Genomic DNA, 21,029 nt, shown 5'->3' with positions numbered 1-21,029 from the left:
AGAGGCCACGTCCCCCGTTTCCCCATATCCATGAAAGATCTCAAAGGCATACGAGGTAAATTCTACATAGCGTCGCTCATCGAGGAAGGTGAGCACGAACATCAGGACTTTAAATTCGCCATATCCGATGCGCGTAAAATAGCGCGCAGCATCTCGGCTTTCGCCAACAACGGCGGAGGCCGGTTGCTTGTCGGAGTCAAGGACAACGGTGTGATTGCCGGAGTCCGCAACGAGGAGGATATCTACGTCATCGAGCAGGCTGCCGAGATGTATTGTCGCCCGTCGCAGGAAATACGTGTCACAGCTTTCCGCACCGAAGGCGACAAGACCGTGCTGCGCATCGAAATTGACCGTTCGCCTGTCCGGCCCGTGGTGGTGCTTGAAGCCGACGGCTCGCGTCGTGCCTACTACCGCGTCAAGGACGAAAACATCCTTGCACCGGAACTGATGGTGCGTGCATGGGTGGCTTCGGCAAATTCCGAAGGATGCGTCATTTCATTCTCCACGGCTGAAAAATCGCTTGTCGACATGCTCGACGATGGCCCTGTGGCGGTCGAGGATTTCATGCTCTCGGCTCACGTGTCGCGTGCTTCGGCCGAAGACACCGTAATCCGTCTGCACTCGATGGGTATACTCGATTTCCATTACAACGGCAAGACATTTCTTCTTACCCGCCGGAACGATCCCGAATCAGAGGAATAGTAGAGTTTGCGTCAAAATAAGAAACCGAATCAACGGCATCCGGATTGCCCGGATGCCGTTGATTCGATTAAGAAATACCGGAATTGTCGGTATTACACTTATTATACGTTGAAAAGAAGCGGAGATGGCTGACTGCCATCTCCGCTGTTATTTGAATGAATGTCTCACCGACATTCATCGTTTTAGGGACACATTAATAGTTGTCGGGGATATCAGGGTTGTTCCACTTAGCGACAGCTTGGTTGTTGTTGCCTTCGGTCTGAACGATTACCATGTTCATCCATGCAGGACGGCCGACGGTATTTTTGCGAGAATCCTCATAGAAGTTTGTACCCTCGTAGTCACGGACTACAGAATAGTTGAGACGCTTGATGTCCCAGAGAGCCTGACCTTCGCCCCAAAGCTCTACTCGCTTCTGGAATACGATTTCCTCTACGACTTCGTCGAGTGACGACGCTGAGCAAGTGTAGTTGGGATCGCGATAAGTCTGCATGAATTTCTCAAGTTCCTGCTTGCCTTGTGCGGGATTGGTGTGTGCGAGCGCTTCAATGTAGATAAACCACATTTCTTCAACACGCATCACAGGCACTGCAGTTGCTGAACCTTCGTTCGGATCAGTTCCATTACCTGCACCCGGACGGAACTTGATAGTTCCATAGGGGAAATAGTTGACATAGTAACCACGGTCCTCCTCATTGATCAAGGGGAAATCATTAACGAGGCTGGTCACGCCGGGAGTAATCCATGAAAGTTTACGGAAGTCGGTATCAGAAATGCGGGCATACATGTTGGCATCAATAATCGGACAAGCGCCGACAGCTGCATATCCATACTCTGCCTCAGGGCTCATCATCGAGGTCCAGTTACAGATACCTGTGCCAACAGCATCGTTTTCCTTCTCGAACTTCAGACCCCACATCCATGACGAATTGTCCATAGAGTTGAAACCAGATTTCGGATTGGTCCACGCATCCTGTGTAAGAGGCGTGCAGCCACTTGCCTTGATGGCCTTGTCGGCATATTCCGCAGCCTTAGGATAATCCTCTACCCAAGTGTAGAGACGGGCAAGAAGGCCATAGACGCAACCGAGGTCCGGAAGCAGACGAGTGCCATAGCTTACGTTGCTGATGTATTGCTCGGCATACAGAAGGTCTGCAAGGAGGAAGTCGAACATTTCCTGACGTGTGGCACGGGGATTGTTGCGGGCTTCTTCTTCGGTAGTGTTTTCAGTCACGATAGGCACTGTGAGGTTGGTGACATCATTACCGTCGATATTGACTGCCGAAGTGTTGTTGTTGGGAAGGAACTCATACCAGCGGGCCATGTCGAGATAAGTCATCGCACGGAATGTGAGTGCTGTCGCACGCGCACCCTTGCTGTAGTCATCCTCAACGTCGGCATGATAGATGCCGAGAGCCTTGTTGCAGGCGAGCACCTGCTGAGTATAGTAGTTCCAGATACGCTGAACCGAAGCATAGTTCTGACCGAGATAAACGATCTGGGTATAGTTGCTCCACTGGTTGTAGTTGAGACCGATGCCAAGAACAGACATGTCGCCTGTCATGCAGTCGCGGATGTGCATCATTGATGAATAACCGAAATCGCCGTGCCAGTCGGCTCCTGTGGTGTTCCAGTTTACCATGAAACCTGACATGGCATACATCATAGCCTCGCCTGCCTTTACTGAAGACTCAAGCTGATCCTGTGTAACATTGCTTGTAGGATAAACCTCTTCTATACATGACGAGAATGTGAGGCTCGAAGCTACAGCAAGAAGGAGTGTTGATTTAAATATAGCTTTCATTTCTTGTTGTCTGCTGATTAGAATGAAATATTAATGCCACCGGAGATAGTACGGATAGGCGCATAGTATGCGTTGGTCACAGAACCGGTGATTGACTGACGGGGATCGAGACCCTTGCGCTTTGACCAGATAGCTACGTTGTCACACGAGAGATAGAAACGAATTTTCTCTACGTCAATCTTCTTTGTTGCCTTGCTGGGAAGTGTGTAGCCGAAATTGATGTTCTGAAGTGCGAGGTAGGATGCGCTGGTGAGGAAGCGGTCGGAAGTCGAAGCGACATACTGGTCATTGTAGACCATCTGTGGAATGCTTGAGTTCTTGTTTTCAGGAGTCCATGCGTTCAAGAGGTCTTTGTGCATTGCGCGGCCACGTGACGAGCCATAAGGACTTGCCATAAGGCCGGCATAAGTACCGTCATATACCTGACCGCCGAGCTGATAAGTGAAGTCAATGGCAAAGTCAAATCCGTAAGTGTTGAACGATGTGCCGAAACCGCCGTAAGCATCGGGAAGCGCTGTCCCGCAAAGATAGAAATCGGCGTTGCCATAGGTCTTGGTTGTGACTATGTTGCCGGTAAGCTTGTTGTCTGCGTCACGTTCGTTCATGTACCACATTGACTCACCGGTTTCCTTGTCGATTCCGGCAAATTTCTTGATGCGGAATGTATAGAGCGACTCACCTTCACCGTAGAAATAGCTGTCAGAGCTATAGCCGTCAACACCGTCGACAGTCATGGTTTTGCGCTCTTCGGGCAGACGGGTAATCTTATTCTTATAGAATGTGAAGTTGAGGTTGGCAGACCAAGTGAAGTTACGTGTACGGATGATGTCGCCGCGGAGGTCAAGTTCGAAACCGGTGTTGGTCATGTCACCGATATTGTCATAATAAGAGGTGTAGCCGTAGCTCGGGGGAGCGGGAACAAGAAGAGCATGTCGGATGTCTTGCGGTAGAATCCTTCGACTGTACCTGAGAGACGTTCGTTGAAGAAGCTGAAGTCAACACCGTAGTTGAGGTTGCCACCCTTTTCCCAAGTGATATTCTTGTTTCCGAGAGTGTTGGGCTGAGCTGCAGCCTGACCGCCTGAGTTCACGATGGTATATGTGTTCACATAACGGAAGTTACCGATGTTGTCGTTACCCTGTTCGCCATAAGAAACCTTGAGTTTCAACATGTCGACCCAAGGAGCCTGGAAGAACGCTTCCTTGTTTATGATCCATGCTGCCGATGCTGACCAGAATGTACCCCAGCGGTGTTCGGGATCGAAGCGAGAAGATGCGTCACGACGGAGCGACACGCTACCGAAGTACTTGCTGTCGTAGTCGTAGTTCACACGGCCGAACCAGCCTTCGTTGTTGTAGTCAGTCTGATAAGAAGAGCTTCCGTTTTCAATTACAGCGCCGTCAAGTTCTTCATTAGAGGGAAGAAGCATGTTGGAGCGTGAAGCATACATATAAGAGTATTTGTTCCAGTAGTTTTCGTGACCGAGAAGCACGTTGACGTTGTGTTCGCCGAACTGACGTGCCCAGTTGAGCAACTGCTGGTAAGTGTAGTCGATACGACGGGTAGAATATTTATTTACGATACCGTTTGATGATGCGTACTGTCCGAAGAACGGGTTGGTCACGCTGGTCTGACGCTGCTCATAGAGGTTGACAGTGTTGTTGGTGGTGAACTTGAAGTCACGGAGGAAACGGATTTCGGCATAACCGGTGGCAGTCATGGCATTGCCGTCATATTTGCGGACATCGAGGATGTTCTGTGACAGCGGGTTGGCCTGAGAGAAAACAGGACGAGAGGGAAGTCCGAGTCCCATTCCGTCACCGTAGTCATACATAGTGTTGCCGTTGATGTCCTTAAGGATGTTGCCCTGTGCGTCACGCACGTAGAGAGGATAGATAGGGGCAAGTACGTTGTTCACGGCAAATATATTGCCCGAAGAAGACGAGCTGCCGTCATCTCCGTTGAACTTTGATTCATAGTGGGTGTAGCTCATGTTAGCTCCGACTTTGAGCCAGTCCTTGGCCTGAGTGTCGGCAGCAAGACGGCCGGTGAAACGCTCGTAGCCAGAGTTGACAGTGATACCTTCGTTGTTAAGGTAGCTTGCCGATGCGTAGAAAGAACCCTTGTCAGAGCCCTGCGATACGCTAAGGTTATATTCCTGACGGAGAGCGTTCTTATAGGCAGCGTCGCTCCAGCTGTCGGGAGTGAGCAAATACTGTTCTCCGCTTTGAGCTGTATAGATATTGCCGAGAGTCGCATTGGGATTAAGCTTGAAACCGTCAACAAGCATATTCTCACCTTCGGGAATAGTGTAGACATTATATCCGAGCATTGTGATGAGATTGCTGTTGGCATATGCGAGAGCTTTTGCCTCGTCGTATCCACCTACGTTCATTGCATAGTTGCCGACTGCACGGCCGAATGTCTCGTAATAGAGAGCGGGAGAGGTAATTACATCGTAATCCTGCACGGCGCGTGAATTCTGGCCCCATTTTGCATCGAGGGTCACACGGGCATTTCCCTGCTTACCGCGTTTGGTAGTGATAAGGATGACACCATTAGCACCACGAGCACCGTAGAGTGCGTTTGATGCGGCGTCCTTAAGGACTGTCATAGACTCGATGTCCTGAGTAGAGATGTTGTCAAGACCTCCGTCGTATGGAGTACCGTCAAGGACGATGAGGGGTGATGTCTCTGCATTGATTGAAGATATACCGCGGATGAGCACAGAGGGTGAAGAGTTGCCGGGTGCGCCTGAATTAGAGTTGATCTGGACACCGGAAACCTTACCTTTAAGCGCGTCTACCGGGTTCGTCACCTGAACCTGCTCGATTTCCGAAGCGTCAAGCACTGAAGCCGAGCCTGTGAACGACGAACGTTTTGCCGTACCGTAGGCAACGGTGATTACTTCGTCGAGCATGTTTGTTCCGTCGAGGACGATGTTCATTTTCTGTCCGGGGGTGATGTTCACGTCCTTGGTGGTCATTCCGACGTATGACACCTGAAGTTTTTTGACAGTGGCCGGAAGGGTCAGGGTAAAGTTTCCGTCGACGTCTGTCGCCGTACCCATCTGAGTACCGACTCCCAATACGGTCGCGCCGATTAGAGGCTCGCCGTCGGCGCTTGTCACCGTGCCGTTAACGGTCTGGTTCTGAGCCATTACCGCAAACGTGGTGATGAGTGCCGCAAGTAGTAGAAACAGCTTTTTCATACCTAGTAGTTAAGTAATACGAAATTAATTAAAGTATTGAAAATAATAATGATTGTGTCGTATTGTCGATGGATTGCAGTCGGTGTCACTCCGGGTGCTTTCCGTTTTTTCTGAGGGGATTCAATGACCATTCGGTCCGTTTGCCTGTACGGGTTTATAGCCCTAAGTCAGTTTCAGGCTTGCAGGAAGCATCTCTATGCCGGTCTTGCAAATCATGGATGAAGTGAAAAAGAGTATCAATTATTGCATATTTTTTCACAAATCCTAAACTATCAGGCCACAAAAGTAATATTTTTTGACGAGTATGTTAATTAGTTTTATGTAAAAGAATGTTAAATCCCAATGTTAATGCCGTCAAAATGGCATTTTGTAGCAATCAGAAGTAACAAAATGAAAGGAAATCGCAGGATTTTGTTTACAAGGTCACTTTTGAGACCAACCGTTAACAAAGTTAAATTTATAGTTGTTTTTGCGATGCCTCTGTCACGGTTATCATTACGAACGAGTCCCGATGAAATCCTGAATCTCTTATATAAATAAGGTGGCATATTAAAAAATATAATTTTTCAACGTCAGGAGCAAAATTATTGACAATTCATTTGTTTTAATTAAAGATTAACTATAAATTTGCAGCATAAAGATAAATAAAACGATAAAATGACAAACTTGTTTAACAGCATGAATTATTGGTGGCGCAGCGGTAGGAATATCGGTGGCATTGATTCATGCAGACAAGTCTGACAAAATCTGAGAAATAACGATTCAGCAATTATACGCGGAGCGGCCATCGGTAGAAACACCCGGTGGCCGCTCCGTTTTTTGTTGTTCACTCAAAAATCAGATATACACACATCATAAAATATGAAAAAGTACAGATCCCTGCTTCCAATCGACGAGGAAGGCTACTACGGACGTTTCGGCGGAGCCTATATCCCGGAAATCCTTCACGACAATGTGAAGAACCTCCGCGACGCATTTTACCGCTACGTTGACGACGATGATTTCCAAAAAGAATTCGACACACTGATGCGCGACTACGTGGGACGCCCGTCGCCACTCTACCGTGCAGACCGTCTGAGCGAAATCCACAAAACAAATATCTATCTCAAGCGCGAGGACCTCAACCACACCGGCGCACACAAGATCAACAATGCCATCGGTTCGGCACTCCTCGCCAAGCGCATGGGCAAGACACGCATCATAGCCGAAACCGGCGCAGGGCAGCATGGTGTGGCCACCGCGACAGTGTGTGCCCTCATGGGGCTGGACTGCGTAGTCTACATGGGTGCGACAGACGTGGCACGTCAGCAACCCAACGTCGAGCGCATGAAAATGCTCGGAGCAAAGGTGGTCGCTGTTCATTCGGGCAACAAAACCCTGAAGGATGCGACAAACGAAGCGATACGCGACTGGTGTTGCAACCCCGACAGCTTTTATATAATCGGCAGCACCGTAGGGCCTCACCCCTACCCCGAGATGGTGGCACACTTCCAGTCAATCATCAGCAAGGAAATAAGGGCACAGCTTAAAGAGCAGGTCGGACGCGAGACTCCCGACTATGTTGTGGCCTGTGTCGGAGGCGGAAGCAATGCAGCCGGGGCATTTTACCATTTCATCAATAATCCCGAAGTCAGGCTCATCGCAGCCGAGGCTGCCGGCAAAGGAGTCGACAGCGGGGAGACAGCCGCCACCATACATGCGGGAAGCGAAGGAATCATCCACGGCTCAAGGACACTCGTGATGCAGACCTCCGACGGACAGATTGTAGAGCCTTACTCTATTTCGGCCGGGCTCGACTATCCCGGCATCGGGCCGCTCCATGCCTATCTCGCCACCTCAGGCCGCGCGGAAGTTCTCGCCGTCACCGACACCGAGGCTCTCGACGCAGCCATGACACTCACCCGCAACGAGGGAATAATCCCTGCTCTCGAAAGCGCACACGCACTCGCCGTGCTCGACAAAAAACGTTTCCATCCCGACGACATCGTGGTCATCAACCTCTCGGGCCGTGGCGACAAGGATCTCCACACATATCTCATGAATAACTCTATCAACTAATGAACATGAAAAAGATTACTCAATATAGACGCACAATCCCAGCCGACCTTGAAACACCGGTCGGAATCTACCTTAAAATCCGTGACCTCTACCCGCAGTCGGCTCTGCTTGAAAGTTCCGACTACCATGCCCAGCACAACGCGACTTCTTTTATAGGAGTCGACCCGATAGGCCATTTCAAGGTCGAAAACGAAATGGTGGTCAAGAGTTATCCCGGCGATGCCCTCTATAAGGAAATCTGTGTCAACAAGCGAATCGACATGTTCGAGGAAGGCTCGCGCCTGTTTGACATCAAACGCCGCAACGAATCCATCGACCGCGCCCTCAGCGAAAATGCTCCTATCGCACAGCTTGATTATATCAACGCTGTGAAATATAAAGGTCAGGATGACAAGATGATCTATATGATTCCAGACGCAGAAATTCAGAACAACCCTGAAATCACAGTCCAGAATCCCTGATAATCCGATTCGACACTGATTCATGCCAGACATGAACCGATAAACTCCAGACACTCCCCGGTTTCAACTGAGACCGGGGAGTTTTTACATACCCATATGGTATTCATCCGGGCCATTCCGTCGGATAGCAGTCTCGGTTTTGTCCATTCGATTTTTAGGATTATATTTGCAGACACTATCAGAATCGACCAATCCTTATGACACAGACAGAAAAAGACGAAAAATATATGCGGATGGCGCTCGTTGAGGCACGCGAGGCGATGGAAAGAGACGAAGTGCCCATCGGGGCGGTCGTCGTGTCGCCACGCGGGACTGTTGTCGGGCGCGGCCACAATCTGACCGAAGCGCTTGTCGACGTGTCGGCTCACGCCGAAATGCAGGCTATCACAGCCGCCGCACAGACTTTAGGAGGAAAATACCTTCAGGACTGCACACTGTATGTCACCGTCGAACCCTGCCTCATGTGCGCCGGGGCTATCGGCTGGGCACAGGTCAGCCGTATTGTCTATGGAGCTGCCGACGACAAGCGTGGCTACCACACATTCACATCGAAATCGCCCTTTCATCCCCGAGCCGAGATTATCGGAGGAGTGCTGGGTGAAGAATGTGCCGAACTGATGCGCACATTTTTCAAATCCAAACGTTGAGTAAGGAAGGAGGTATTCAAATAATTTCAAAATGAACCTCAAATCATTTACCTAAATTATGTTATGATGAAAAAGCCAAAACTTGTCATATCCTCCGGAGCAGGCATATCAGCCGAGTCAGGAATCTCGACTTTCCGCGATGCCGACGGCCTTTGGGAAAACTACCCGGTGATGGACGTATGCAGCGCCGACGGATTCGCACGCAACCCCGCCCTCGTCCACCAGTTTTACAACGAACGCAGAAAAGGGCTCGTGAAATGCAACCCTAACGCTGCCCACACGGCACTTGTCGAACTTGAAAAGTGGTATGACGTATATGTCATCACCCAGAATGTCGACAATCTCCACGAACGTGCCGGCAGCTCGAAGATACTCCATCTCCACGGCGAACTCATGAAAGTGAGGTCGATGCGCGACGAGACACGTGTCTACACTCTCGACGAAGAACATCTGGAGACCACCCCTGAAACCCGCGACAAGTATGGCGACCCCGTGCGCCCCACATCGTATTCTTTCAGGAAGCCGTCCCCAACATCGAGCGCGCCATCGAGTGGGCGCAGCAAGCCGACATCTTCGCCGTCATAGGCACATCGCTGGCCGTCTATCCCGCCGCGAGTCTGCTCCACTATGTCCGTCCGGGTGTCCCGGTCTATTATATCGATCCGCGTCCGGCCGCCGTCCCCGACAATGTGACGGTCATAGCCAAGCCCGCAACGGTAGGCGTCGCAGAGCTTGTCGAGCTGCTGAGACCGAGCGGAATGTGATAAATTGTTAACGATTTACCACATATTTAATAGAAATTGTTTACCTTTGCGCTCTGAATCTGGCCGGGTTCCTAACTCCCCGGCCTCATCATCAGCATCCGGAGCTTACCGGCGACGGACGCACACTTAAAATAGAATATGTTGAAAAACCTCGTCATAGTAGAGTCTCCGGCAAAGGCCAAGACTATTGAAAAATTCCTCGGCAAAGACTACAAGGTCATGTCGAGCTATGGTCATATCCGTGACCTCCGCAAGAAAGACATCAGCATTAAGGTCGACTCAGATTTTCAGCCGGTCTACGAAATCCCGACCGATAAGAAAGCACTTGTAGCCGAGCTTAAGAAGGCAGCCAAGGAAGCCGAGACCGTGTGGCTCGCATCCGATGAGGACCGCGAGGGTGAGGCCATTGCATGGCATCTCTACGAAGTGCTCGGACTCAAACCTGAGAACACGAAACGCATCGTATTCCACGAAATCACCAAAAACGCCATACTCCACGCCATCGAGCAGCCGCGCGACATCGACCTCCATCTCGTCGACGCCCAGCAGGCACGCCGTGTGCTTGACCGTCTGGTAGGATTCGAACTCTCACCCGTGTTGTGGAAGAAAATCAAGCCCGCCCTGTCAGCCGGACGCGTCCAGTCGGTGGCAGTGCGTCTCATCGTTGACCGCGAGAACGAGATACAGGCATTCAAGTCAGAACCCTACTACCGCGTGACCGCGCTTTTCAACATTCCGGGTGGCGCTCAGCTACGCGCCGAGCTGTCGAAACGTCTGCCCGACGAAGAAAGCGCCCGCGAATTTCTTGAAGCATGCAAGAAGTCGGTCTATACCGTCACCGACATCAGCGTGAAACCGCTCAAGAAATCGCCCGCGCCGCCATTCACCACCTCCACACTCCAGCAGGAAGCCGGACGCAAGCTCGGTTTCACCGTATCGCAGACCATGATGATAGCCCAAAAGCTTTACGAAGCAGGACATATCACCTACATGCGTACCGACTCGCTCAACCTCTCGCAGCTTGCCATCAATTCCATTTCAAATCTCATCACCGACGAACTCGGTGAAAAATATCTCAAAGTTCGCCGCTACCACACCAACGCCAAGGGCGCACAGGAGGCACACGAAGCCATCCGTCCTACATATATCGACAAGGAGACCATCGACGGAAGCGCACAGGAAAAACGCCTCTACAGGCTCATACGCCTCCGCACAATGGCCTCGCAGATGGCTGACGCAGAACTCGAAAAAACGACAATCGACATAACACCCTCCGAACGGCCCGAACACTTCACCGCCTCGGGCGAAGTCATCAAATTCGACGGTTTCCTCAAAGTATATCTTGAAGGCAACGACGATGACGACAACGGCGAGGACGAAAGCGGAACACTCCCTCCTCTGAAGACAGGCGAAACTCTGACTGCCGGAAACATCACTGCGACAGAACGTTTCACTCTCGCTCCCCCGCGCTACACCGAATCGTCGCTTGTCAAAAAAATGGAGGAACTCGGCATAGGCCGTCCGTCGACCTACGCCCCGACAATCTCGACAATCCAGCACCGCGAATACATCGTCAAGGGCGAAAAACCGGGCGAAAAACGCTCATTCAACGTAATGACCCTTGCCGACGGTAAAATCTCGTCGAGCCATCGCAGCGAGAACGTCGGCGCGGAAAAGGGTAAACTTATCCCCACCGACACCGGCATCATAGTCAACGAATTTCTCACCCAACATTTCCCGGACATCCTCGACTATGACTTCACGGCCGACATGGAACAGAAATTCGACCGCATAGCCGAAGGAGAAAGCGACTGGAATCAGGAAATAGCCCGATTCTACGGGCTATTCCATCCCGAAGTCGAGAAAGCCAACGAACTGCGCACCGAACACAAAATCGGCGAACGCATTCTTGGCACAGACCCCACTTCCGGCGAACCGGTCTCGGTCAAAATCGGCCGTTTCGGACCGATTGTGCAGATAGGCTCTACAGAGTCGAAAGACAAACCTCGCTTTGCATCTCTGCGCAAAGACCAAAGCGTGTTTGACATACAGCTCGAAGACGCACTCAAGCTGTTCGAACTTCCCCGCGAAGTCGGCGAATTCGAGGGGAAGCAGGTCATCGCCGCCGTAGGCCGTTTCGGGCCATATCTGCGCCACGACGGAAAATTCGTAAGCATCCCGAAAGACCTCTCACCCACTTCTATCACCATCGAAGAGGCCGAGGAACTTATCAAAGCCAAACGCGAGGCCGACAGCAACAAGGTGATCAAAATCTTCGATGAAGATCCTGAGATGCAGATTCTCAACGGACGCTACGGTGTCTACATCGCCTACAAGAAGAGCAACTACAAGATACCGAAATCCGTAGAAAACCCCGCCGACCTCACCATCGAACAGGTGCGTCAGCTCATAGAAGAGCAGGACAATGCCCCTAAACGCCCCGCCCGACGCGCATCAGGCCGAACAAAGAAATCATAATCCACTACCCCACTCAATCTGTAAACACTGACAATACAATATGGCAAAGAAACCGTTCTCGACAAAACCGGGCGCAGAGCGCAATTCATTCAAACCCGATGTGATCGAAAGCTATAACGTCGGGCAAGAGTCACGCCTGCTCGAATTTCTCATACAGGCAATGCCCGAACGAAAACGCACCGCAATCAAGAACCTTCTGAGCCACAATCAGATTGCAGTCAACGGAATTCCGGTGACACAGTTTGACACCGAGCTTAAACAGGGCGATGAGGTAAAGGCCAACCTGACACGCGAGTTCCGCATGTTCTACAACCGTCGCCTGAAACTCGTCTATGAAGACGATGACATCATCGTCGTCAACAAGGGCTACGGGCTTCTCTCGATGGGTACGGATAAAATCAAGGACGGCACTGCCTACAGCATCCTGCGCGACTATCTGAAATGGAAAGACCCGCGCAACAAGCTCTTCATCGTCCACCGCCTTGACCGCGACACGTCCGGGCTCATGGTTTTCGCCAAAAGTGAGGAAGCCAAAAAACGTCTGCAACACAACTGGAACAACATGGTGCTTTCGCGCAAATATCTCGCAGTAGTCGAAGGCACTCCCGATCCGGCCGAAGGGACGGTCAAAAGCTATCTCGCCGAAAACTCGCGCTATGAAGTCTATTCCACCAAAAATCCCGAGGAAGGACAGCTCGCCATCACACGCTACACCACTCTGAAAAGCCGCAACGGCTACTCACTGATGGAGGTGTCGCTTGACACAGGACGCAAAAACCAGATTCGCGTCCACATGAAGGATCTCGGCCATCCGATTGCCGGCGACCGCCGCTACGGAGCGAAAAGCTCCCCTATCCACCGCATGGCACTCCATGCCCAGACCCTCCGCTTTGTCCATCCCATCACCCGAAAGGACATGAACTTCACAACCTCCATTCCCGCCTCGTTTGCCAAAATGGTGGCTATGGGATGAGAATCACAGATCCGGCCAACCGAAGCAGCGACATGAAAAGAGTCATAGCGATACTTACATTTTTACTGAGTCTTATTGTATCTTTGCATGCTGACAATCCGCAAAGTGCCGACGACTTCATTCCTGCTATCTCATTTGAAAAAAACAATATAAATTTCGGCCTTGTCGACAAAGCCGAAGGAGAAAAAAGATTCGAGTTCCGTTTTGTCAACTCAGGCAATGCGCCACTCGTATTGACCTATGTCCACGCCTCATGCAGTTGTGTCAGACTCGAATACCCGCGTCAGCCCATCGCACCCGGAGACAGCTCATTCATAGCCGGTAGACTTAATCCGGCAACCATCCACGAGACCGATTTCAAACGCAGCATTCTCGTGCGCACCAATGCAAACCCTCCACAGACCCGCCTGTTCATAACCGGCAAAATAAAGAGCGTTGAAAGTGAAAAAACGAAGTGACTTCTATTTTTAATTAAATTCACTTAAATAATAAGCAAATTGCTATAATTTCGGCAAATTTTGTTTGGCATTATTGTATATTAGGCATATAATCAATATATTTGCAACAATTTTTCAAACAAATTTCCAATCATTCACATCAACATTCATCACATGAAAAAATTTTTACTCCCCGCTATCGCCGCATGCGTATGCGTAGCACCTGCCTTCGGACAGGTCTATGGCACTACGCCTGAAACGGCAAAGCCTTTCCCCGCTGCGGGAGGTTGGTTTGTTCCGACACTTGAAGACGCACCTGCCGAAGCATGGTTCACAATCACTAGCCCTCAGGCAACTCCGGCTCTCTGGGGCGACGCACCTTCGGACTATACCAATCCTGAACCGGCCGGCCAGCAGATATTCGTCTATCTCTGCGACGGTGGCCAACAGGCATTCCAGATGGCAGAAGGAACTGATGCCTACGTCCTCATGCCCGGTCAGGAGTATCTCGTAAAAATCACACCCAAAGTCGCAGGATTTTTTGGAATGAACCCTGCCAATCCTCTGCCTGCCGCAAGATTCGAAGGCAAAGAGAAATATTATCCCATAGCCGTTTCATCCGAGGAATTCGGTCAGACAAGAACACTCGAAGCCGGCGAGACAAAGTGGTTTGAGCTTACTGTCCCCTATGCCACACAGATAACCACAAACTACATGATGTCTCCTGTTCTGGCAGTTGAAAAAATCGAAGCAATCCATCTCGAATGTCCCGGTGGCACAAATCTCGGCAGCGGACTGATGGGACCGTATGTAAAAGCCGGAAAGAATGTGATCGGATTCACAGCTTCAGCCGACGCTTCTGCAGCATTCCAGATCGGATATAACGCAATGCTCACTCTCAACTGCGGAAACAACCTCCTCAGAGGACAGAGCCTGACCCTCGATGCCAAAACCACTTACCCCGACGCATATTACACGGTTGACCGCTACTTCACAGTGCCTGAAGACGGGACTTATACCTTCATCAACCACGGAGCAAAGGGTACAATCCTCAACATCGGCAAGGTCAAGATGACCGATCCCGACAACCAGTATGCCTATGAATGTGACTGGAGCGACATCCAGAGCGCCACTGTAGGCAATGATGACGCTACAATCGTTGTGAGCGGACTCACAGCCGGTGAAAAAGTGCTCGTACAGTCCGACGCATTCGGTGTAATCGGTGAAGGTTCTGACAACCTGCCCTATCTCATGGTTGTCAAAGGCGGTTCGACAGGCATCAGCGACATTAAGGCCGACAACAGCACTCTCAAGGTCAACGCAGCCAACGGCCGTCTCAACGTAGAGAGCGTACTTCTCGCATCAGGCGCTGAAGTTGCCGTCTACGATATCATGGCCCGCAAGGTGGCTTCGGCAGTTGCAGCCGAAGGTGCTGAAAGCCTTGAAATGAGCCTTGATGTGACATCAGGCGTATATGTCGTGGTTGTCTATGGTAAAGGCAGCTCAGAATCAGCCAAGATTACCGTAAAGTAAGCATCCCTGATTCACCGACAAACTTATAAACCTATCTGACAGGGGGCATTATCTCGATGTCCCCCTGTCTATCAAAAAATCGCAAATTGACCTCCGTCAATACAATCCTTCTATCTTAAACGCATTTCTGCAATCACACACAAGTTATCAAAGCATTGTAATTTTTCAGTTAGACTCCATGAAACGACAGATACTGACCGCTGCTTTTATTTCGTGGTTAACAGGCACCAGTATGACCGCAGCCACAGTAAATCATGATGCAGCACTCCACTACGCCACCGAATTCCTGTCAGAACGCGGCTTGTCGTCCACACTCCGGCCGGTCAGTCTTTCAGCGATAAGCCGCAGCGTGTCCCTCCCGCAATCCGAGGCCGTTCATATCTTCAATATCGGTGAAAACGAGGGCTATGTAATCATAGCCGGTGACGACCGTGCAAAGAAAATCCTTGCCTACAGCGACACAGGTAATATCGATATGGCAACTATGCCTGAGGCATGCAGGACATGGATAGAACAGTATGCCGAGGAAATATCCTCACTCCCTGCCGACAGTCATGCTGCGGACACTGCCGGACAGACATACGAGAACAAACGGGCCAATGCCGTAGCGCCCCTGCTAAAAAGTCGTTGGAATCAGAAATCCCCCTACAATCTGCAATGTCCCGTAGACATAACTACAGGCCGACAGTCAGTCACAGGATGCGTGGCAACGGCAACGGCTCAAATTATGTACTATCACCGCCATCCATTGCAAGCCACCGGCACTGTCAGCTACGAAGACAGGAATGAAAAGATTGTCCGTGAACTCGATTTCTCGGCAATCGCACCCTTTGACTGGAATCACATGACCGATACATACGACGACAGCGCGGATGACGAAAGCTCCCAGGCAGTCGCCTCGCTCATGAAAGCCGTCGGTTATGGAACAAAAATGCAATATAGCTCCGAAACAAGCATAGCCTACCACCAGGATGCCGGAAAAGCTCTTATCGATTATTTCGGATATGACAGAAATATACATTTCTACGAGCGTGGCTCAATGAGCGACAGTGAATGGACCGACCTTATAATATCCGAGCTTGAGGCTGGCCGTCCCGTGCTTTACGACGGTCGCAATCCCTCGATGGGCCACACTTTCGTCTGTGACGGATACGACGGAAACGGTTATTTCCATTTCAACTGGGGATGGAGCGGAATGAGCGATGGATATTATTCTCTTTCGGCCCTTAACCCGTCCGAACAATCGACAGGAGGCTCCACCGGAGGTTATACGTTAAAACAAGCTGTTTTGTGCCACATAGCTCCGCAAGGCACTCCCGGTTCTGTCGCACAGACCGAACGTCTGCTTAATATTGAAAAACTCTATTTCCGCGACGCGACTTCGTTTCATATCGCAAGCGAGACCCCGGAACTGCACACAACACTCGACGATTCACAACTGTTTTTCTACTCTTTCAACAAAGGTCTCAACGACTTCACCGGCGAGGTCTGTGCGGCAGTGATTACCGATAGCGGCATTACTCCGATTTCCACAACAACCGTCAGCGGACTCGAAAACAACAATTACACAGCTGTCCGCTTCCAGCTTGCAGACGTATCACTCGCTGACGGAACATACCGAATAGGCTTCTACTACCGTTGTGGCGAACAGGACGGCTGGCATGTCGTAAAATGCTCGACAGCCAACGGCCCCTCCGAATGTTATGCCACAGTCAGTGGCAGAAACCTGACACTAAGTCCTGTCATGCCAACCATATCCGTGAACCTCGCTTCAGAACTGAGCTGGAACCATCTTCATGCCGACGCTCCCGCAACATGGACATTCGATATCGCCAATACAGGCGACATACGTCTGGAAGGATATGCAGGCATAGCGCTGGCCGACGCTTCAGGCGACTACAAAGGAATATATGTAAGCCCCATACTCTGTCCGGCCAACGAGACTGTTACAGCTAAAATCAACTCTACGCTGAAAGGAATCGCCGGAGGCACGTATCAGGCCATACCGTTCTATAGCTACAACAGTCAGCCGACTGTGGCCGACATCACTCTGTTGTCGCAATCGGTCGAGGTCAAAATCGCACATCTCAGCATATTACCTGAAAACGGCAGCTATCTCATGACAGACAATGCCGACACCCCGTTGAGACTGTCGGTCACGAATCTCAGTCCCGACTCATGGGAAGGAAAACTTGAAGCAGACATAATTGCCCCCGACGGTTCTCTCCGTCAGGGAACTTTCAGCGCAGATGTGGCAGTTGCCCCCAAGTCCACTGCTACAGCGATGCTCACAGGCGACAATCTCAATCTCGAAAGAGGAAACTATATCCTGAACCTCTATATGTCGCCGGGCCGCGACCTGCTCCTCACCTCAATATCCCTTCTGGTGACAAGCCATGTTTCCGGCCTCGATGAAATCGTGACAGATTCAATGGATGTTAAAGTGGCTGACGGCCATCTCTACATAGCATCTCCCTCTCAGCTTTCGTCCGTAACGCTCCATGACATCGCCGGACATCAGCTCGTCAGACAGAACGCCAACGGCAATGAGACTGCAATCGATATCTCCGGGCTGCAAGGAGGAGTCTACATACTGACAATAGTCCGAACCGACGGAAACCGCGATGTAAGAAAGATAAACATCCGCAATTCATAAATAATTCACACGCCAAGTAACTTATTCATAATAAATGTATAGTCATACCAACATTATCTGCAAATCGCTGGTGATCGCCTCTTTCGGGCTTTTCATATTCCCGACAACCTCGGCACTCGCCATCGAAATTCCAGCCGGCATCACAGCGCCACAGTCCAACGCCACGACGATACGTGGAACAGTGACCGACGACACAAACGAACCGCTCCCGGGCGCAACAATCGTCGTAAAGGGAACTCAGAACGGCACAAGCACCGACATTGACGGCAATTTTGAAATCAATGTCCACCGTCAGGGAAAAGTGACACTCGTGGTGAGCTATGTAGGCATGAAAACCAAAGAAGTGCAGGCCACATCAGGCGCAAAGCTCGACATCGTACTTGAGACCAATGCCGACATGCTTGATGAAGTAATCGTATCTGGATTCCAGACAATCTCTCGCGAACGCAACACAGGCTCGGCCGTAGTTGTCGGCGCCGAGAAACTCGGCAAAATCCAAGCTCCCGACCTCAGTTCGAAACTCGAAGGTGTCACACCCGGTCTGACCATCTACAACAACCAGATGAGCATCCGAGGCAACTCGTCATTTTCAATTTCAAGCACCCCGCTTCTTGTTGTCGACGGACAGCCTGCAACCGGCATGACCATCGACGACATCAATCCCAACACTATTGAAAGTGTAACGGTGCTGAAAGACGCGGCTGCCACATCGCTCTACGGTGTATATGCCTCTAACGGTGTCATTGTCATCACGACTAAGCGCGGAGCTGACCGCAAGCTCGAAGCCAATTTCTCGCTCGGCTATTACCTGAATCCGCTCCCCTCGCTCGACTATCAGCACTATGCTTCGACATCATCGATAATCGATCTCGAACGCGAAATGCTCATTACCGACCCCGATTACATCAATAATCCGACAGGCTACTTCTCCACAAAGACGAGCAAGACCAACGCGGCATATATGTCGCAGATCGACATGCTCTATTACCGTCTGTCGCGCAACGAAATCAGCGAAACAGAGCTTAACGCCTCACTTGATGCACTGCGTAAAAACGACTACCGAGAGGAGTATCGCAAACATCTTCAGAAAAACAGCCTGACACAAGACTACAACGTGACACTCAACGCAGGAAGCGAAAAATATGACTTCTATGCAGCCGTCCGCTACCAGAAGATGGGACTTTACACGAAGTATGACAGTGACGACCGCCTGTCGTTCTACACCCGCAACGACCTCAAGGTCGCTCCGTGGATGAAACTGACCCTCGGAGCTAACGTGATGCTTAAGAAAACCTCCTACACACAGGCTTCAGGACTCGAAGCGACGGCGGCAATGCCCTACGATACACTCTATGACAACGATGGCAACCTATCATACCGCTATCTCTACAATCAGGTACTCGCAGAGGATATAAACTCGACAGATGGTCTCAACTTCATGGGCTACAATGCAATCGAGGAATCAGGCTATAACAAATATAAGTCCGACGACCTCTATATGAAGTATTTCCTTCAGGCAAACTTCAATATCATCCGCGGTCTTGACTTCGAACTTAAGGCCCAATATGAAAAACGCAAGATAAATGCGTCGGAATACGACGAGGCCGATTCATACATGATGCGCTCGATGATAAATGAATTCGCATCGACCAACAGTCGCGGAGGATTTGACTACAACATTCCTCAGGGCGGCCACATGCTCTACCGCGACACCAACTATGACAATTACAATGTGCGCGGTCAGTTCAACTACCGCAACACTTTCGGCGACAAGCACGACGTGACGGCTCTTCTCGGAGCTGAGGCACGCGAGGACAAAAACGACGTGCACATAAGCGAGCGCTATGGCTTCGATGCCCAGCGTCTCACCTACGGACAGGTCGACTGGATGACTCTTTCGAAGACAGGCGTTATCGGCCAGCTCTACGCTGCCTCGCGCACCAAAGCCGAGAATCTCTACATCGCAGACGTGAAACACCGCTATGTGTCAGCTTACTTCAACGCCGGTTATGTGTATGACTCGCGCTATTCGCTCAACGCGAGTGTGCGTGTCGAGCAGGCTGACCTCTTCGGAAGCGATCCGAAATACCGTTACCGACCGCTGTGGTCGGTAGGTGGCAGCTGGAATGTCGACAAAGAGCAGTTCATGCGCGACATAACATGGCTCAACATGCTTAAAATTCGTGCCACTTACGGTATCACGGGTATGGTCGACCAGACATCGTCGCCCTATCTTCTCGCATCGTTCGCCACATCTCCCTATACCAACAGCCCGATCACGATAATTCTCACCCCTCCAAACAGCTCTCTGCGCTGGGAAAAGACCTCGACTTTCAATGCAGGTATTGACTTCATGCTCATCAACCGCCTGTCGGGCAGCCTTGATTTCTATAGCAAATACAGCTCCGACCTCCTTGTCAACAAGAGCATAGACCCGTCGCTCGGCTTCGACGGCATGGCGCGTGCAAACAACGGTGCAATGAAAAACACCGGTGTGGAAATCAACCTCAGCTATGACTGGATTAGAAACCGTGATTTCTCGTTCACCACATCATTCTCGGCCGCCTACAACAAGAACACCATCGACAAAGTGGACTACAAACCCACTGACGCGCTCGACATGATGCGCTATCCGACCTCCAACTATCTGAAAGGCGATACCTACAATTCGCTTTACGCATATAAGTATGCAGGTCTGACAGCCGACGGCAATCCTTCGGTCTACAATGAGAACGGCGAAGCCGTTTCAATCAATCCTGTGCGCAACATAGATGCTGTGGTATGCGTCGGACAGCTGACACCGAAATGGAACGGAGCGCTCAATCTTGATTTCCGCTGGCGCGACCTGTCGGCATTCGCCAAGGTGGTCTACTATGCCGGACACTCCCTGCGCGTCGATGTCCCGACTCTCTATGACTCTAACCACAAGCTGCTCGACGGCGCTGTCAGCGAGGACATCGTTGACCGCTGGACTGCTGAAAATACAAACACAAGCATTCCTGTCATGGGTATCCACGGCGACAGCGGCGAGCGCAACGAACACTGGCGCTACGCAAATGTCAACACCGCCAGCGCATCTTTCATCAAACTGCGCAACATCGGCGTGGCCTACACCTTCCCCGCACGACTGCTTAAAAAGACCCATGCTTTCAAAGGCGCACAGCTTCGATTCCAGATAGACAATCTATGCCATTGGGCAGCCAACAAACACGACATCGACCCTGAAGCTTTCAATGCCAATTCAGGACTCAGGACCGACGCTCAGACTCCGACCTATATTTTCGGACTCAACTTCAACTTCTAAA

13 protein-coding genes and 1 pseudogene are annotated in these 21,029 nt (G+C 50.8%); 11 read left to right on the top strand and 3 right to left on the bottom strand.

Annotation, left to right across the window (positions count from 1 at the left end):
- Nucleotides 1-30 precede the first annotated feature (30 nt).
- Complete coding sequence (locus E7747_RS09735; protein WP_123614326.1) at nt 31-702, top strand: AlbA family DNA-binding domain-containing protein; 672 nt, start codon at nt 31-33, stop codon at nt 700-702.
- Nucleotides 703-895: 193 nt separating this feature from the next.
- Here the strand turns inward: E7747_RS09735 and E7747_RS09730 are convergent, their stop codons facing one another.
- The 3 genes from E7747_RS09730 to E7747_RS09725 are packed head-to-tail and all read right to left on the bottom strand — an operon-like array spanning nt 896 to nt 5,717.
- The gene (locus tag E7747_RS09730; RefSeq protein WP_136415666.1) at nt 896-2,506 is read right to left on the bottom strand and encodes a RagB/SusD family nutrient uptake outer membrane protein; all 1,611 of its coding nucleotides are present in this window, start codon (nt 2,504-2,506) and stop codon (nt 896-898) included.
- A 17-nt stretch (nt 2,507-2,523) separates the two neighbouring features.
- The gene (locus tag E7747_RS17350; RefSeq protein WP_317130188.1) at nt 2,524-3,372 is read right to left on the bottom strand and encodes a SusC/RagA family TonB-linked outer membrane protein; all 849 of its coding nucleotides are present in this window, start codon (nt 3,370-3,372) and stop codon (nt 2,524-2,526) included.
- A complete protein-coding gene (locus tag E7747_RS09725; protein WP_317130187.1) occupies nt 3,369-5,717 on the bottom strand; it encodes a SusC/RagA family TonB-linked outer membrane protein in 2,349 nt (782 codons plus the stop codon). Before E7747_RS09725 ends, E7747_RS17350 begins: the two co-directional genes overlap by 4 nt.
- 861 nt (nt 5,718-6,578) lie before the next feature.
- On the opposite strand from E7747_RS09725, the gene trpB reads away from it, so the two are divergent.
- The 10 genes and pseudogenes from trpB (at nt 6,579) to E7747_RS09675 (ending at nt 21,028) form a co-directional block, all read left to right on the top strand.
- Nucleotides 6,579-7,775, top strand: a complete 1,197-nt coding sequence (gene trpB, locus E7747_RS09720) for a tryptophan synthase subunit beta (RefSeq protein ID WP_136415664.1) — start codon at nt 6,579-6,581, stop codon at nt 7,773-7,775.
- A gap of 5 nt (nt 7,776-7,780) precedes the next feature.
- Nucleotides 7,781-8,236, top strand: a complete 456-nt coding sequence (locus E7747_RS09715) for a RagB/SusD family nutrient uptake outer membrane protein (protein WP_228449131.1) — start codon at nt 7,781-7,783, stop codon at nt 8,234-8,236.
- A 197-nt stretch (nt 8,237-8,433) separates the two neighbouring features.
- Complete coding sequence (locus tag E7747_RS09710; protein WP_136415662.1) at nt 8,434-8,883, top strand: nucleoside deaminase; 450 nt, start codon at nt 8,434-8,436, stop codon at nt 8,881-8,883.
- 66 nt (nt 8,884-8,949) lie between these two features.
- Nucleotides 8,950-9,647 (top strand): annotated as a pseudogene (locus tag E7747_RS09705) (SIR2 family NAD-dependent protein deacylase).
- Nucleotides 9,648-9,785: 138 nt separating this feature from the next.
- Nucleotides 9,786-12,125, top strand: a complete 2,340-nt coding sequence (gene topA, locus E7747_RS09700) for a type I DNA topoisomerase (protein WP_136415660.1) — start codon at nt 9,786-9,788, stop codon at nt 12,123-12,125.
- 40 nt (nt 12,126-12,165) lie between these two features.
- A complete protein-coding gene (locus E7747_RS09695) occupies nt 12,166-13,098 on the top strand; it encodes an RluA family pseudouridine synthase (protein WP_123614319.1) in 933 nt (310 codons plus the stop codon).
- A 32-nt stretch (nt 13,099-13,130) separates the two neighbouring features.
- Nucleotides 13,131-13,556 (top strand): DUF1573 domain-containing protein, encoded by a 426-nt coding sequence (locus E7747_RS09690; protein ID WP_228449130.1) that lies wholly within the window; start codon nt 13,131-13,133, stop codon nt 13,554-13,556.
- A 153-nt stretch (nt 13,557-13,709) separates the two neighbouring features.
- Nucleotides 13,710-15,068 carry a T9SS type A sorting domain-containing protein gene (locus tag E7747_RS09685; RefSeq protein ID WP_136415658.1) on the top strand — a complete coding sequence of 453 codons (1,359 nt, stop codon included), beginning with the start codon at nt 13,710-13,712 and terminating at the stop codon, nt 15,066-15,068.
- A gap of 178 nt (nt 15,069-15,246) precedes the next feature.
- Nucleotides 15,247-17,724, top strand: a complete 2,478-nt coding sequence (locus E7747_RS09680; RefSeq protein ID WP_136415656.1) for a thiol protease/hemagglutinin PrtT — start codon at nt 15,247-15,249, stop codon at nt 17,722-17,724.
- A 34-nt stretch (nt 17,725-17,758) separates the two neighbouring features.
- The gene (locus tag E7747_RS09675; protein ID WP_136415654.1) at nt 17,759-21,028 is read left to right on the top strand and encodes a SusC/RagA family TonB-linked outer membrane protein; all 3,270 of its coding nucleotides are present in this window, start codon (nt 17,759-17,761) and stop codon (nt 21,026-21,028) included.
- Nucleotide 21,029: the final 1 nt, after the last annotated feature.

Source organism: Duncaniella dubosii (genome assembly GCF_004803915.1).
GTDB classification, from domain to species: domain Bacteria; phylum Bacteroidota; class Bacteroidia; order Bacteroidales; family Muribaculaceae; genus Duncaniella; species Duncaniella dubosii.
Note: the sequence above shows the minus strand (reverse complement) of the source record. Positions and strands in the feature narration are given on the sequence as shown.

Excerpts from the sequence above, each read along its gene's own strand:
- E7747_RS09735 (WP_123614326.1), top strand. The coding sequence starts at position 31 with ATGAAAGATCTCAAAGGCATACGAGGTAAATTCTACATAGCGTCGCTC.
- E7747_RS09730 (WP_136415666.1), bottom strand. The coding sequence starts at position 2,506 with ATGAAAGCTATATTTAAATCAACACTCCTTCTTGCTGTAGCTTCGAGC.
- E7747_RS17350 (WP_317130188.1), bottom strand. The coding sequence starts at position 3,372 with ATGACCAACACCGGTTTCGAACTTGACCTCCGCGGCGACATCATCCGT.
- E7747_RS09725 (WP_317130187.1), bottom strand. The coding sequence starts at position 5,717 with ATGAAAAAGCTGTTTCTACTACTTGCGGCACTCATCACCACGTTTGCG.
- trpB (WP_136415664.1), top strand. The coding sequence starts at position 6,579 with ATGAAAAAGTACAGATCCCTGCTTCCAATCGACGAGGAAGGCTACTAC.
- E7747_RS09715 (WP_228449131.1), top strand. The coding sequence starts at position 7,781 with ATGAAAAAGATTACTCAATATAGACGCACAATCCCAGCCGACCTTGAA.
- E7747_RS09710 (WP_136415662.1), top strand. The coding sequence starts at position 8,434 with ATGACACAGACAGAAAAAGACGAAAAATATATGCGGATGGCGCTCGTT.
- topA (WP_136415660.1), top strand. The coding sequence starts at position 9,786 with ATGTTGAAAAACCTCGTCATAGTAGAGTCTCCGGCAAAGGCCAAGACT.
- E7747_RS09695 (WP_123614319.1), top strand. The coding sequence starts at position 12,166 with ATGGCAAAGAAACCGTTCTCGACAAAACCGGGCGCAGAGCGCAATTCA.
- E7747_RS09690 (WP_228449130.1), top strand. The coding sequence starts at position 13,131 with ATGAAAAGAGTCATAGCGATACTTACATTTTTACTGAGTCTTATTGTA.
- E7747_RS09685 (WP_136415658.1), top strand. The coding sequence starts at position 13,710 with ATGAAAAAATTTTTACTCCCCGCTATCGCCGCATGCGTATGCGTAGCA.
- E7747_RS09680 (WP_136415656.1), top strand. The coding sequence starts at position 15,247 with ATGAAACGACAGATACTGACCGCTGCTTTTATTTCGTGGTTAACAGGC.
- E7747_RS09675 (WP_136415654.1), top strand. The coding sequence starts at position 17,759 with ATGTATAGTCATACCAACATTATCTGCAAATCGCTGGTGATCGCCTCT.